Consider the following 14,851-nt stretch of genomic DNA (forward strand, 5'->3'; position numbering starts at 1 on the left):
CAATGCCCCCTTTAGTTATACTTATTCATCAGTTCCGCAAAGTTATCGCCGGCAATCCAATCCTCCAGCGCGTGTTCCGCAGTTTCAATGGCTACTTCCTGCTTTGGCTGTTCTTCTGGGGTGAAACGCCCCAGGACATGGCTAACAACCGTCCCCTGCTTAGGATGGTCGATGCCGAGCTTAATGCGGTTGAAGTCCTTTGTCCCCAAATAGTGGATGATACTCTTGAGTCCGTTATGACCGCCAGAAGCACCGTGCGTTTTCAGGCGGACCTTGCCCACTGGCATATCCAGGTCATCATTAACGATCACTAGGTCGTCGAGATCAACATGATAGTAATCGACCAGTGGCTTGACAGCCCGGCCCGAATCGTTCATAAAGGTCGTCGGTTTGACCAACATCACCTTCTGCCCGTCAACTAGGCCACTCACGGTCACGGCTTCTACCTTGGCATGGGTAAAGGCGCCCAGATGGTAATCACGGGCCAATTGTTCTACGACCATAAACCCCGTATTATGACGGGTACCGTCATAGCGCGTTCCCACATTACCGAGACCAACAATCATCTTCATTCTTCATTTCCCCCTTCTTCAGAAGACGCAAAAAGGCTGCACAGGTCTTCACCCCGTCCAGCAAACCGCATTAATTATACCTTAGATGCCCGCCAAACCCAACTTATTGGCCTTGACAAGCAGCTTAATAAATTTTCTAATCTAATTCTAACAATCTCCATTAAAAGTATGCTATCATTGTTGAGGTCAAAATTAGTAATGATAGTTATTGGGGATTAAAGAATGATTTTTAAAACTTTAATTAAGACAAAAGATGAACTGACAACTCTGCCGGAAAGCACCAGCCTGACGGAGGCGCTGGACGTCCTCGAACGAACCGGTTACCGTTGCATCCCGGTTCTCGACCCATCAGGTCAGATCTTCCGCGGCAACATCTACAAACTCCATATCTACCGTCATAAATCGCGCAACGGTAATATGAATCTGCCTGTCACCACGCTGCTGAAAAATGCCACCAAGTTTATTTCGATCAACGACGCCTTCTTCAAGGTCTTTTTTGCCATTAAGGACCTGCCCTACATTACCGTGTTGGATAACGACAACCACTTCTACGGTATCCTGACACACAACCGCTTGCTCAAGATGCTGGCGGAGGGCTGGAACGTCAAAAACGGCAGCTACGTTTTGAGCGTCACCGCGGAACACGATGAACGGGGCAATCTCGTCGCGGCCGCCAAAGAGATCACCCACTACTCATCAATTGCCAACGTTATTTCCCTCGATATTCCAGAACCGGGGCGCTCGTCCAAGGTAATGATGTTTACCCTGCCCGCCGGGGTCAACCAGGACCTCATTGCCCGCATCAAGAAGCGGCTAGCTAAAAAGAGTTTTAAGGTTCAAGAAGTCGAAGATCTGCACCCAACGAGTTTCAATTAACGAAAAAGAGGTCGGCGAAAACTGGATTTTCGCCGACCTCTTTTCGTTTACCAAAGTCATATCTTCATGGAACACTGGATTACTCTTTAATACCGAAATCCCTGGCCCTTCGTAATGTACTGGCGGTGCAAGCGCCGACTCATCCGTGTCATGACCTCATAGTTAATCGTCCCGGAGTAGTCCGCGATATCATTCGTGGTGATGGTCTGATCACCTGACCAGCCAAGAAAGACAGCCAGTGTACCCTCTGGCAACTTTTCCGGCAAACGAACCATCATCTCATCCATGCAGATGCGGCCCACAATCTCGCAGCGTTGGCCGTTAATCAAAACGTAAAAACCCTGCATGGCCCGCGAATAACCATCCGCGTATCCGATCGGCAGGGTGCCAATCCACTCATCCTGCTTAGCGGTGTAGGTCTTGCCATAACCGATCGACTGGCCGGCACGCAACTGCTTAACAAAGGTCAACCGCGCCGCCAAACTCATCACCGGCCGCAAAGCTAGTGTCGGTTGTAGTTCCCGTCCTGACGGGTTGCCACCGTACATTGACATCCCCATGCGAACGGTATTGCCGACAATCTCGTCGTGGTGCCACATTCCAACAGCCGAATTAGCAACGTGGCAATATTTCGGTTTGTCAGGCACCACCGCCATGAATTCTTGCCAGCGGGCAAATTGCTGATGGAAATAATCCTGATCAGCGCTGTCCGCCGTTGCAAAGTGGGTAAAGATGCCTTCAAAATCAAATTCGGGCGCCTCCACTAGTTTGACAGCTTCAGCGAATTCCTGGACGTCCGTAAAACCGATCCGTCCCATCCCCGTATCCAGCGCCAGATGGACCCGCAACGGCTGCTTAATGTGATATTTCTGTGCTAGCTCCTGGTATTCCTTCAACCACTGAACAGAGCCGACTGCCAGCGACACCCCATTTTCGGCGGCTCGCCGCGCAAATTTTACCGGAGTAATCCCCAGGACCAGGGCCAGGTCGTTAATCCCCTGGTTCCGTAAATCAAGAGCTTCATCTAAAATTGCGACGCAAAAACCGTCCACACCTGCGCGCAGAGCTGCATGGGCTACTTGATCCAGGCCGCAGCCATATGCATTGGCTTTTACGACCGCCAAAATATGACTATTTGCCGGCAACTGCGCTTTTTGAGCCCGAATGTTATGTTGTAGGGCCCCTAAATCGATCCGCAGGTGCGCATCACGTAAACTACCAACTGTCATTTTGTCTTCTCCTCTAGTATAACTTCAGTCATCACAATTTGATCCGTATGGCTGACGGAAACATGAACGCGTCCTGAAAATGGCGACTTAGTCACGAGCGGACGTCCGTTATCTTGGTCAATGATCTCGACGTCCTGAAAACCGACGGCAGCGCTGATTCCAGTTCCCATCGCCTTGCCAAAGGATTCCTTGAGTGACCAGCGACCACCGAGGTATTCAATTGCTCGGCGCTGGTGCAGCTCATGATACTGGCGCAACTCGCCCGGCGTTAAAACCCGCTCGGCAAATTGAGGGTGCTTAGCGACTGCTTCCCGAATCCGGGCCAGTTCCGTGACGTCAATTCCAATTCCAGCAATCAAGTTTCCATCCCCTTTTTCGAACCTTAAGCATAACCTCAAAAAAGCTGCCTGGCAAGGGCAGCTTTTTTTATTATTAAGCATGGTGATTATGGTGAATGCTGAAAGCATGACGCTTGGTATGACGATGCTCATTCTTGTCGTTATGATGATGACGCTTATTATGAAAGTCACGCTTGCCACGACCCCGGTAATCCCGTGGTGAATGGTGACGATAGCCGCTGTTACGGTGGTGATTACCATACCGCCGTCGCTTTGGCAATGGCTTCTCCGGCGTAATCTTAACCGGGACGGAACTCGCGTCGTCTTTGGTAATGGTGTTCAGCAGAGCGGCAACTAACTCAGTCGCGTCGTGTTTTTGTAAGAGCTTCTCGGCCGCTTCCTCATAGCGAGCGTTGTTATCGTCTTCCAACAACTCATTGATGTCATTGAAGGCGCTGGCCACTTGTCCCCGAAAGGCCTCTTCAGCTGTCGGCGGTTTCAGGGGCAGCATCCGCACGTGCGTCAGTTTTTCAATTTCGTGAAGATAGTCCATCTCATTCGGGGTTACGAAAGTCAAGGAAACCCCGTGGTGGCCGGCACGGCCCGTCCGCCCGATCCGGTGAACGTAGCTGTCAGGATCGGAAGGAATGTCATAGTTGTAGACGTGGGTCACCCCAGAGATGTCCAGGCCCCGCGCCGCAACGTCCGTAGCCACTAAAATATCCAGCTGGCCGTCTTTAAAGCGGCGCATAATCTTCGAACGGCGCTCCTGACTAAGATCGCCGTGGATGCCGGCCGCGTTGTATCCCCGGGCAATCAACCCTTTCGACAACTCATCAACCCGCCGTTTGGTGCGTCCAAAAACGATCGTTAATTCAGGATCTTGGACGTCAATCAGCCGGGTCATCATGTCGAACTTTTCGCTCTCCTTGGACCGTACGTAGTACTGGTCGACTAACTCAGTCGTCAACTCCTTCGCCTTGATCCGAACCGTGTGGGGATCCTTCATAAATTGAACCCCGATCTTGCGAATCGAATCAGGCATCGTTGCGCTGAAGAGCAAGGTTTGTCGATCATCCGGCGTCTTATTGATAATCGCTTCGATATCGTCGAGGAACCCCATGTCGAGCATGTCATCTGCTTCGTCTAAGACCAGTGTCTTCAGCTGGTCAATCTTCAGTGTGTGGCGCCGCAGATGATCACGCAACCGTCCTGGCGTCCCCACAATAATCTGGGGATCCTTCTTCAAGCTCCGGATTTGCCGTTTGATATCCGCCCCGCCGTAGAGCACTTGCACTTTGACGTGCTTATCGCGGCCTAGCCGGTATAACTCTTCCTGAGTTTGGATGGCCAACTCCCGCGTTGGGGAAATTACCAGCGCCTGAACAGCTGGATTTTGCTTATCAACATGTTCAATAATGGGCAAACCAAAAGCAGCGGTTTTCCCAGTTCCCGTCTGCGCTTGACCAATGACGTCTTCCCCGACTAAAACCATGGGAATCGTCTGTTCTTGAATCGGGGTGGCTTCTTCGTAACCACTGCGTTGAACCGCTTTTAACAGGCTTTTGGATAAGCCTAATTCACTAAACTTCAAAAAATCCTCCTTGGCGGCAGAAGACCGCCAGTATCTTTATTCTTCATTTTTGTCTTGTTGGGCCAGCTGGGCCAGGACTTTTTCCAAATGAATGCCATGACTGGCCTTGAGCAGGACGACATCATCTTGATTCAAGTCGGCCCCCAAATCAGTACTGAGCTGCGGCAATTGATCGGCCTGGTAGTAGTGCAGATCTTCATCAGGATAGCCATTCTTCAGCAGCTGATCACGCAGGGCCGCCATCTCGCTGCCTACTAGGTAAAGCTCGGCAAAGTTATCATGAGCCAAATAGTCGGCCAGACCCGCATGGAGCCGTGGTGAAGCCTTGCCCAGTTCAAGCATGTCACCCAGGACGGCAATCCGCCGCCCCTTGACAGGCCAAGATTGCATCGTCTGCAGAACGTCGCGCACCGCTGTTGGGTTGGAGTTGTAGACGTCGCTTAAAATGCGTTCGCCAGCCCGTCCCTGGACCCACTCAGCCCGATTTTCCGTCAACTGTGGATGTGCCAGGCCCGCCGCTAAGTGCTGGGGAGTGATGTGAAGGCGGCGACCCACTAGCATCGCCGCTAAGGCGTTGTCAACGTTGTATTCGCCGATAAGGGGTACCGTGAACTTCATGTCCGGCCACTGATTGACCGTGAATTCAAGATGGTCGTCACTCGTTTCAACATTAGTGGCGTAAAGGTCGTTAGCCAGTTGACGGCCAAAAGTTAGCCGATCCTGATCAATCTGCTCAACCCGCTGACGTAACAACGGTTCATCCCCGTTGTAAATAAGGGTTCCGTCTTCCTTTAGGCCGTGCGTGATTTCCATCTTCGCGTCAGCAATTTTGTCACGGGTGCCGAAGAACTCGATGTGGGCTTCACCGATCATCGTGATGACTGCCACGTCCGGGTTGACCAGTTTGCTCAACTTATCTAATTGGCCAAAGCGATCCATCCCCATCTCTACAACGACCGCCTCAGTGTTGGCATTCATGTTGAGAAGGGTGACCGGTACTCCGATTTCATTATTAAAATTAGCGTGCGTTTTGGTAACGTTGTACTGCGTGCTCAAGACGGAAGCCGTTAAATCCTTAGTGGTCGTCTTGCCATTGCTACCAGTAATGGCAACAACTAAAGGGTTAATCTTATGCAAATAGTATCGGCTCAGCTGCTGAAGAGCCGCCAAGGGATCATCAACAACTAAGACGGCTTTGTCAGACGGGACTGGATGGTGATCACTAGCCCACAAGGTTGCCACCGCTCCGTTGGCAAAAGCGCTATCAACATACTGGTGGCCGTCATGTGCCGCTTGTAGCGGAACAAAGAGGGCCCCGGCTCCCAGTTGGCGTGAGTCAAAAGCCACACTGGTGACCGTTTGATCAGCCCACGGGGTCACATCATTTTGCACGGAAATTGCCTTCGCAATTTCCCCAATCTTCATTTTCATGCTTTCCTCTTCTTAACCTTTTTTTAAGTTTTAACTTCCCTATTATATCACCACTATTACATTTCTTCGATCCGCTTAATCCGATCTTCTAGTGGCGGGTGAGTATCGAAAAGGTGAGCAAACCAGCGCTTGTGCTTCGCATTCTTTTCCGGATCCGTGATGTAGAGTGCCGAGCTGTTCGGGTCGGCCTGTTTCATCGGTTGGACGTTCTCCAGTTTCCGCAAAGCCGCGATCATCCCCTGGGGATTGCGCGTCAATTCCACGGAACCAGCGTCCGCCAGGTATTCCCGGTTGCGTGACAGAACCATCTGGGCGATGGAAGCGGCCAGTGGCGCCAGGATAACTAACAGGATCGAACCGAAGATCGCCAGAACACCAATTTCGGAGTCCTCATCATCGTCGCGACTGCGGCCACCGCCCAGCCACCAAAAGTTGCCGGCAAAGTTGACCAGCGCCGTAATGGCCGCCGAGAGGGCCAGGGCAATCGTCTGTAGGCGAATGTCATAATTCCGGACGTGACTCATCTCGTGACCCATGACCGCTTCCAACTCCTCCCGGTTCATCAGTTGGAGCAAGCCTGTCGTGGCCGCTACCGCCGCGTGTTGGGGGTCGTTGCCAGTCGCAAAGGCGTTCGGGCTCGGGTCATCGATGATGAAGACCCGCGGCATCGGCACGGAAGCCACCATCGCCATGTCTTCGACGACGTGCCACAGCTGGGGTGCTTCCGTAGCCGAATGAATCTCGCGAGCATGGTTCATATTCATCACGACCTCAGTCGACCGCCCAACCATTACCGAGATGTAAATCAACGCGATCACTGCTGCAATAAAAATCCCGAAAACGGCTGAACCATTAAACCAATAGCCCAGAGCCGCCCCGACCAACGCCACCAGGAGAAAGAAGGCCGCCATCACTAAGCTGGTCTTTCGTTTATTTCTCGCAATTTGTTGATATAGCATTTTACTTCACATCACTAAAGGAAACCTTTGGCGCCTGCTTGGCTGCTTCTGGTGCCTTCAAGAAGTCGATCTTCGTAAAGTGGCCCAGGCCCGCGATCAAGTTAGCCGGGAAGGTTTGGATCTTAGCGTTGTAGTTAGCAGCCGTGCTGTTGTATAACTGACGCGAATAAGAAATCTTATTTTCGGTGTTACTCAGTTCTTCCATCAGCTGGCTATACTCAGTGCTGGCCTTCAGGTCTGGATAATTCTCAGAAACCGCAATCAACGACTGGAGCGCCCCCGTCAATTGGTTGGCAACCGCCATCTTTTGCTGGTGGTCATCTGCCGGAACATGACTCAGTTCTGCCCGGAGCGACGTCACCTTGGACAAGGTATCGGCTTCGTGTTTGCTGTAACCCTTAACCGTCTCAACAAGGTTCGGGATCAAGTCGTTGCGCCGTTGCAACTGGACGTCAATCTGACTCCATGATTCTTGAACGTGAGTCCGCTGGTTGACGAGGTTGTTGTAAATCAGAATTCCCCACGCAATCAGCAAGACAATGACTACTAAAATAATAATCGTCGTCGTATTCAATTCGTTCACTCCTTTAATTTAGTACTCACAATTTTACCAGCTTTACCCGGCAAAAGATACTAATGTGATAGTAAACAATAAACGTTGATGGGCCAGAACTGACGCCCCCCTAAGCGCGGAAGTCACCAGCGTATAACTTCCCCGATCAAAGCAAACTCGTGTACAATAAGCTTATTAAGTCCAGAGGAGGATTTTTTATGAATATTCTATTTGTCTGCCTTGGTAATATCTGTCGCTCCGCGATGGCCGAAACCATGTTTAAGCAGATGGTGCAAGACGCTGGCCTGAGCGACCAGATTAGCGTCGATTCCGCTGGTACCAGCGATGAGGAGCATGGGCACCCAATGCACCCCGGTGCGCGGCGCGAGCTCAAAAAGCACGGCATGGACGGACGGGGTCATCACGCCCGGCAAATTAACCGCGAGGATTTCGCAACGGCAGATTTGATCGTTGGCATGGACGACATGAACATGCAAGACCTTAAGATGATGGCTCCTGCAGATTCCCACGCTAAGATTTACGCCATCTTTGACCTGCTGCCCGACCTGAAGGGCCAGGCAATTCCTGACCCGTGGTACACCCACCGTTTTGGCGACACTTACGAAAGCCTAGCGACGGCCCTCCCATCGTGGCTGGATAAGTGCAAAGAAGATTTAAATAATAAATAAATCACCTGTGTCCGATTTGTCTCCTACGGCAGACCGGGCTTTTAATTTTTAAGTGAAAATCAACACCAGCTAAGCAATCACAACTTTCAGCAACCAATAAGATAATTATCCACGTGCTTTTCTCAAAATGAGTTAATTATTAGAAAGCGATGATAGAATCATAATAATTTCTAACTAAGAGAGAAAGGGACGTGATCAAATATGGATATTGCAACTCTTACTAACGTCAAATCCGGCAAAATCCGTGATCTGATTCGAAATGGTCAAATAACAAGCCCGACCGCCGGAATGGCAACCGGATACGCACAAGCTAACCTGGTCATCCTGCCTCGCCGTTGGGCCTGTGACTTCATTTTGTGGGCACGGTTCAATTCTGCCGCCTGCCCTCTCTTAGAAGTGATCGCCGGCAAACCGTTTACCAAACAAATGGCGGCCGGTGCTAATATTTGCACGGACATCCCCAAATATCGCTTATACCGTTATGGCAAATACGTTGAAGAGGTCAGCGATGTCCAAAAGTACTGGACAAACGACTCCGTGGCTTTTTTGATTGGGTGTTCTTTTTCATTTGAAGAAGCTTTGATCAAAGCCGGTATCGAAGTTCGCCACATCACTGAGCATTGCAACGTTCCGATGTTTAAGACCAACCTGATGACCCACCCGGTTGGTCGCTTTCGGGGGCCAATGGTGGTTTCGATGCGGCCGATGACCCCAGCAAAAGCTCAGTTAGCCAAAAAAATTACGGCCGCCATGCCGAATGTCCATGGTGCACCCATTCAAATTGGCAATCCGCAGGCGATCGGCATTAACGACCTGATGCACCCCGATTATGGCGACGCAGTAACCATTAAAGCGGGGGAAATCCCGGTCTTCTGGCCTTGTGGTGTTACCCCACAAGCCGCAATTGGAAATGCCCAGTTACCACTCGTCATCACTCACGCTCCCGGTCATATGTTCATTACTGACATCAAGAACTCAGATCTCAATGCCTACCTCAACATTCACCGGCCAGCATTGCCAAAACTGGCATTCAGTTGACATCCTATTGGAAAAGCCCCCGAACTTAGCTGCGACAGCTAGGCTCTGGGGCCTGTTCGATCCACATATAAATAAATGGGACTGAAGATCTTACTCCAGCCCCGTTTTCATTTAACGTCCGTTCGTGTATTTACTGCTGAAGGCTTTCTGCGCCTTCTGCGGTGCCGAATTAAACGGCTCCGACTTCACAAACCGCCCGCGAATCAGCAATCGCCGGGCCCCCGTTGCGTCACAAGTGATCATCGTGATAATCGGCTGCTTAGTGTCATTGACCACGTTGACCTGGGTCGCCGCAATAAAGGTCCGTTTATAAATCTTGTACTCGTAAACCCGCTTCAAGTCCGTCAAATAAACCATCTGCCCAACCTTGGCATGGTAATACAGAGGAGAGAACAAAATTTTGCTCCCATGAGCCATGTTGTGACCGGCCAGCGCGTAGTTTCCCTGGCCCATCTTCATGCCAGGGCGCATCGTTCCGGCCGCCAGGGCCAAGGTTGTGTTATCAACCCCTTTGGCAATCGGAATCGTCATGTTAATGTCTGGTACTGAAACCTCACCGATCACGTGAATTTGCTGCCGATTTGCCCGGGCCTGGGCCGCCGACTGAAGGTTAAGGTCTTTGACGTCGCTGAAATTATAGGTTGCTTTTTTCTTGTTATTTTGCGCAATCGACTGCTTGCTTACCTTGGGTTGGTAGCTCGCCACCAGATGTTCTTTAATCGGCTGGTTAAAGATCAGGACAAGCCCCACCACCAGTAAAATTGCCATCAGGATCCAGCGGAGCCATGGTCGTCTTTTTTTCATCATTCTTCTCCTCAAATTGTTAATCAGCTATCAGTATACTCGCACCAAAAGAAAAAAGCGATGCCGAAGCACCGCTTGATTAGCCTTACTTGAGGCCGTATTTCTTGTTGAATTTGTCCACCGCACCATCGGCCTTGTTGAACTTTTGTTTGCCGGTGTAGAACGGGTGTGAGTCTGAGGTAACTTCAACCCGGATCAGCGGGTATTCGTTACCATCTTCCCACTTCGTCGTTTCCTTTGAAGTGGCGGTTGAACCGGAAATGAACTTGTAACCAGTAGCTGAATCTTCAAACACTACCAGGTGGTAATCTGGATGAATTCCTTGCTTCATAATTATTTCTCCTTTGCCATGAATCATTGCCTGAAACATAGTTCTTCTTCGTTTTGTCAACTTTTGCATAATAGCATAATTCCTGCCATCATGCAAGCACCTTAGTGCAGATCAACCTTCGCATCCTCATCGAGAATGGAAACGTCAGCATTTAACCGGTTGAGTTTCCACACGATCCGGTCGTAGCCTCGCAGGATGTTGCTGGCGTGATGAATCACCGTCGTGCCGTGAGCCATCAAAGCCGCAATCATCAGGGCAGCCCCCGCCCGAATTTCACCGGCCTCGACATCGGCCCCGTGAAGGTCCGGCGAATGGTCAATCGTGATAAGGCCATTATTGGCGCTGATCCGCACCCCCATCTTTTGCAACTGAGGGATGTGGCCGACCCGCTTAGGATAAATGGTATCTTGCACGGTACTGTGGCCCTCCGCCTTGGCCATCAGCGGTGTCAAGGGTTGCTGCAAGTCAGTCGCAAAGCCTGGATAAGGACTAGTCTTGACCTTTACCCCGTGCAACTGGTCCGACTTCGGTACGTAAATCTTATCACTGTCAATCTGAAGCTTGACCCCCATCTCAATCATCTTGCTGGTGTAAGCCTCAAGGTGTTCAGGAATCACGTTATTGAGCATCACCCCATCGCCCATGGCTGCTGCCAGCGAGAGGTAAGTCCCGGTTTCAATTCGGTCCGCAATCACAGTATGGGTATTCATCGACTGAAGAGTGTCGACCCCAGTAATCCGGATCTGCGTCGTCCCGGTTCCCCGAATTTCAGCTCCCATGTTGTTCAAAAAGGTCGCGAGGTCGATAATTTCTGGCTCCCGCGCGGCATTTTCGATAATCGTCGTTCCCTTTGCCCGAACGGCGGCCAAAATTGCGTTAATCGTCGCACCGACGGAAACTACATCTAAAAAGATATGGCTGCCGTGCAAGCCGTCAGGCGCTTCCAGGTGCACGGTTCCGTTATTTTCCGAAACCGTCGCGCCAAGACACTTAAAGGCTTTTAAATGCTGGTCAATTGGCCGTGGTCCGATGTTGTCCCCACCGGGAAAAGTCAGTGTTGCCCGGTGAAAACGTCCCAGTAAGGCCCCCATAAAGTAGTACGAAGCCCGCAAACTTTTAATCGCCTTACTTGGCAATTCCGCTTCCACGATCTGGGTCGGGTCAATATCCAAAACCCCGTGACTAAAAGATGATTTCACATTCATCGACTGTAGAATAATCATCAGGTTGTGGACGTCCAATATGTCAGGAACGGTGTCAAAACGAACCGGAGTATCTGCCAGGATTGCCGCCGGAATTAGCGCCACTGTCGAATTTTTAGCGCCCCCAATAGTTACTTCACCGCTTAAACGGTTTCCCCCTTTAATGATCATCTTTTTCATCGCTCAACGTCCTCGTTTCAAAATAATCTTTCACGTTACTGCGAAAAACAGTCAATAATTATGATAATTAACTTCAAAGCTAATTACAACCGTCTTCAGTAAATCGTTTCGCAAACTTTGATTACTTGCCCTGAGCCGCTGCTTTGACAAAGGCAGCAAACAGACCTTCGGGACGGTTAGGACGAGAAAGGAACTCTGGGTGGTACTGCGATGCGACGAAGAATTTCTTGTCAGGTAGTTCAACAACTTCGACAAGACGGTTGTCCGGCGAAGTCCCAGAGAAGACCATTCCGTGGTCCGCCATTTCTTCGCGGAACTTGTTGTTGAATTCGTAACGGTGACGATGCCGTTCACTGATTTGCTTCTGGTTGCCGTAAGCAGCAGCGGCAACCGTGCCCGGCTTCAGCTTGCACGGGTAAGCCCCCAGACGTTGGGTTCCACCCATGTCTTCAACATCTTCCTGATCCGCCATCAGGTCGATCACGTTGTGCTTAGTGTTCGGATTAAATTCGGTCGAATTGGCATCCTTGTAGCCGAGAACATCACGGGCAAATTCGATGCAAGCAGTCTGCATTCCCAGACAAATGCCGAGGTACGGCACGTCGTTTTCGCGGGCGTACTTGATTGCCGTAATCATCCCTTCAACCCCCCGGGAACCAAAGCCGCCAGGAACCAGAATTCCATCATACTGGCCCAGCTTTTCAGCGACGTTGTCTTCGTTAATCGTTTCGGAGTTGAAGTGGTCAATCTTCACATTGGCGTTGACCGGGTAGCCGGCGTGACGCAGGGCTTCGTTAACTGAAATGTAGGCGTCCTGCAGGTTGGTGTACTTGCCGACCATCGCAATTTTAACCGTCTTCGTCAGGTCATTTTCGATATGGTGAACCATTTCGGTCCATTCCCGCATGTCAGCTTCCGGCGCGTCGATCCCGAAGTGGTCGCAAACCAGTTGGTCAAGTCCCTGCTTCTGCAGGTTCAACGGAATTTCGTACAGGGTGTGAACGTCGAGTGATTCGATAACTGCCTTCGGGTCAACGTCACAGAAGAGGGCAATCTTACGCCGCATCTCTTCGGTGATCGGCTGTTCAGTCCGCACAACCAGGATGTTTGGCTGAATCCCCAGGCCACGCAATTCGCGAACACTGTGCTGCGTCGGCTTCGTCTTCATTTCACCCGCTGCCCGCAGGTAGGGAACCAGCGTTGCGTGGATGTAGAGTACGTTGTCAGCACCGGCTTCCTTCTTCATCTGCCGAATGGCTTCCATGAACGGCTGGGATTCGATGTCACCGACCGTCCCGCCGATTTCGGTAATCACCACTTCGGCGTCGGTACTTTCGCCGGCGCGCATAATCTTGTCCTTGATCGCGTTGGTGATGTGCGGAATCACCTGAACCGTGTGCCCCAGGTAGTCGCCACGGCGTTCCTTGCGCAGTACTTCAGAATAGATCTTCCCGGTAGTGACGTTACTGTACTTGTTCAGGTCATTATCGATAAACCGTTCATAGTGGCCAAGGTCCAAGTCCGTTTCGGTACCGTCATTAGTAACGAAAACTTCACCGTGTTGGTAAGGACTCATCGTACCGGGATCGACATTAATGTACGGGTCAAATTTTTGAATGGCCACCTTCAAGCCGCGGTTCTTCAGCAACCGGCCCAATGATGCGGCAACAATGCCCTTGCCGAGGGAAGAAACAACCCCACCGGTAACAAAAATATACTTGGTCATGTGCACTCTCCTTTGATACAAAAACGGTCTACAATCAACAAAAAACCCCATTTCTATCGAGAAACGGGGAACATTTTAACAAGGTCTAGGCCTGAGAAAACTCAGGCGCCCTTGGAAAATAGTACAAGCCGGAGGAGAATTAGTCAACCCCCTTCAGTACTTATCAATTTTTTTATTCTTCGTCACCATCACCAAGACTGTCATCGTCGGCATCATTATGCAACTCAGTCAGCTGGTCTTCCAGGTTGTCGTCACCCAGGTCGCTATCGTCGTCTGGATTGTCTTCGTCATAATCGTCGTCCGAATCAGAATCAGTGTCAGCGTCGTCCAGGTCGTCATCCTCAGGGTCGTCGTTGTCATAATCGATCACGTCGTCATCATCATCGGTCCCGGCCAGGAAGGCGTTAACCTTGCGCCGCTTCTTCTTTGGCCGTTCTTCGTCGTCCTCGTCGTTATCGCCGACAGTGGCTTCGTCAATTGATTCGTATGGGTACCATGAACGAAGGCCCCAGGTGTTGTCACCAAGGGAAATGAAGCTGCCGTCGATATTCAAGTCAGTGTAGAATTGTGACAAACGCTCACGAATTTCTTCGTCACTCTTGCCCAGGTATTGTTGAATTTCGTTTGTCAAGTCGACAAAAGCCATCGCCTTACCGTGCTCGTTGAGAATAGCATGAGCCACCTCGACCATTGACAGCTCTGACTTATCCTGGCCATCAAATACCTTCAAATCCAAACTGGTGCACATCCCTTCGAAAAAGTCTAAACTTTATAATACAATATCAAACATTGAATTGCAATCTCAACTGGTATTCACCAACCATCATCCCCTGCGAATGCAGCTGGTAGTGGATCTTAACTTGCCCAGAATGGTCCGCCCAATCGACTTCTTTTTGCAGTTCCTTCGTGACTACACGGAGGTCAATATCACCGTACTGGGTGTGATAGCGGCTCGCCGTCGCCTGCGTTTGGTCAAACAAAAAATCAGTCTCCGGCACGCCCTGGCGGCTGAGACGGACGGTATCGGTTAGCAACTTAAATTGAACCGGTGTGGCCACACCATGCTGGTGTTCTGTGTAGCGCAGATAATGCTGATGATCGTTAAAGGCAACCAGCTGACCGGCTTCGTCAAAGTGAAAACTTTGGGACTGACCATCCTGATTAATGGTCGTCGTCAAATGAACTTGAACTGGTGTAATTTCTTTCATAAGTTAATCCTCCGAACCCACATTATAGCGGCTCGCCAGCGAAAATGCAGTAACTTTGTCCCGAGCCGTCAGAATCATTATAATCCTTGCTATAATATAAGAAATTAGTCAGCAAAGTGAG

General features: G+C 50.6%; 16 protein-coding genes. 3 read left to right on the forward strand and 13 right to left on the reverse strand.

Features of this window, described 5'->3' with window-relative positions:
• Nucleotides 1-11: 11 nt before the first annotated feature.
• Nucleotides 12-572 (reverse strand): aminoacyl-tRNA hydrolase, encoded by a 561-nt coding sequence (pth, locus tag QOR82_RS00505; RefSeq protein ID WP_283582812.1) that lies wholly within the window; start codon nt 570-572, stop codon nt 12-14.
• Between the two features lie 222 nt (nt 573-794).
• On the opposite strand from pth, the gene cbpA reads away from it, so the two are divergent.
• Entirely contained in the window at nt 795-1,448 is a 654-nt protein-coding gene (gene cbpA, locus QOR82_RS00510) for a cyclic di-AMP binding protein CbpA (protein ID WP_283582813.1), read from the forward strand.
• A gap of 86 nt (nt 1,449-1,534) precedes the next feature.
• On the opposite strand, the gene alr is transcribed toward cbpA, so the two are convergent.
• The 6 genes from alr to QOR82_RS00540 all read right to left on the reverse strand — a co-directional run bounded on the left by alr (nt 1,535) and on the right by QOR82_RS00540 (nt 7,573).
• Nucleotides 1,535-2,677 carry an alanine racemase gene (gene alr / locus QOR82_RS00515; RefSeq protein ID WP_283582814.1) on the reverse strand — a complete coding sequence of 381 codons (1,143 nt, stop codon included), beginning with the start codon at nt 2,675-2,677 and terminating at the stop codon, nt 1,535-1,537.
• Nucleotides 2,674-3,036 carry a holo-ACP synthase gene (gene acpS, locus QOR82_RS00520; protein WP_283582815.1) on the reverse strand — a complete coding sequence of 121 codons (363 nt, stop codon included), beginning with the start codon at nt 3,034-3,036 and terminating at the stop codon, nt 2,674-2,676. Before acpS ends, alr begins: the two co-directional genes overlap by 4 nt.
• Nucleotides 3,037-3,109: 73 nt before the next feature.
• A complete protein-coding gene (locus QOR82_RS00525) occupies nt 3,110-4,609 on the reverse strand; it encodes a DEAD/DEAH box helicase (protein WP_283582816.1) in 1,500 nt (499 codons plus the stop codon).
• 36 nt (nt 4,610-4,645) lie between these two features.
• Entirely contained in the window at nt 4,646-6,040 is a 1,395-nt protein-coding gene (locus QOR82_RS00530; RefSeq protein ID WP_283582817.1) for a UDP-N-acetylmuramoyl-tripeptide--D-alanyl-D-alanine ligase, read from the reverse strand.
• Nucleotides 6,041-6,096: 56 nt separating this feature from the next.
• Nucleotides 6,097-6,999, reverse strand: a complete 903-nt coding sequence (gene htpX / locus QOR82_RS00535) for a zinc metalloprotease HtpX (RefSeq protein WP_283582818.1) — start codon at nt 6,997-6,999, stop codon at nt 6,097-6,099.
• 1 nt (nt 7,000) lies between these two features.
• Entirely contained in the window at nt 7,001-7,573 is a 573-nt protein-coding gene (locus tag QOR82_RS00540) for a LemA family protein (protein ID WP_283582819.1), read from the reverse strand.
• A gap of 197 nt (nt 7,574-7,770) precedes the next feature.
• On the opposite strand from QOR82_RS00540, the gene QOR82_RS00545 reads away from it, so the two are divergent.
• Nucleotides 7,771-8,241: a low molecular weight protein-tyrosine-phosphatase gene (locus QOR82_RS00545; RefSeq protein WP_283582820.1), complete on the forward strand. Its 471-nt coding sequence runs from the start codon at nt 7,771-7,773 to the stop codon at nt 8,239-8,241.
• Nucleotides 8,242-8,442: 201 nt separating this feature from the next.
• Entirely contained in the window at nt 8,443-9,279 is an 837-nt protein-coding gene (locus QOR82_RS00550) for a putative hydro-lyase (RefSeq protein ID WP_283582821.1), read from the forward strand.
• 111 nt (nt 9,280-9,390) lie between these two features.
• Here QOR82_RS00550 and QOR82_RS00555 read toward each other — a convergent pair whose 3' ends face one another.
• From QOR82_RS00555 to QOR82_RS00580, 6 genes are all read right to left on the reverse strand, one after another.
• A complete protein-coding gene (locus tag QOR82_RS00555; protein WP_283582822.1) occupies nt 9,391-10,086 on the reverse strand; it encodes a class A sortase in 696 nt (231 codons plus the stop codon).
• Between the two features lie 82 nt (nt 10,087-10,168).
• A complete protein-coding gene (locus tag QOR82_RS00560; RefSeq protein ID WP_283582823.1) occupies nt 10,169-10,414 on the reverse strand; it encodes a type B 50S ribosomal protein L31 in 246 nt (81 codons plus the stop codon).
• Nucleotides 10,415-10,515: 101 nt separating this feature from the next.
• On the reverse strand, nt 10,516-11,796 hold the full coding sequence (locus tag QOR82_RS00565; protein WP_283582824.1) for a UDP-N-acetylglucosamine 1-carboxyvinyltransferase: 1,281 nt from the start codon (nt 11,794-11,796) through the stop codon (nt 10,516-10,518).
• 121 nt (nt 11,797-11,917) lie between these two features.
• Nucleotides 11,918-13,522: a CTP synthase gene (locus QOR82_RS00570; RefSeq protein WP_283582825.1), complete on the reverse strand. Its 1,605-nt coding sequence runs from the start codon at nt 13,520-13,522 to the stop codon at nt 11,918-11,920.
• Between the two features lie 172 nt (nt 13,523-13,694).
• A complete protein-coding gene (rpoE, locus tag QOR82_RS00575) occupies nt 13,695-14,258 on the reverse strand; it encodes a DNA-directed RNA polymerase subunit delta (protein WP_283582826.1) in 564 nt (187 codons plus the stop codon).
• Between the two features lie 46 nt (nt 14,259-14,304).
• Nucleotides 14,305-14,730 (reverse strand): DUF1934 domain-containing protein, encoded by a 426-nt coding sequence (locus tag QOR82_RS00580; protein WP_283582827.1) that lies wholly within the window; start codon nt 14,728-14,730, stop codon nt 14,305-14,307.
• Between the last annotated feature and the right edge of the window lie 121 nt (nt 14,731-14,851).

The sequence above is a fragment of the Limosilactobacillus difficilis genome (assembly GCF_947387495.1).
Taxonomy (GTDB): Bacteria; Bacillota; Bacilli; order Lactobacillales; family Lactobacillaceae; genus Limosilactobacillus; species Limosilactobacillus difficilis.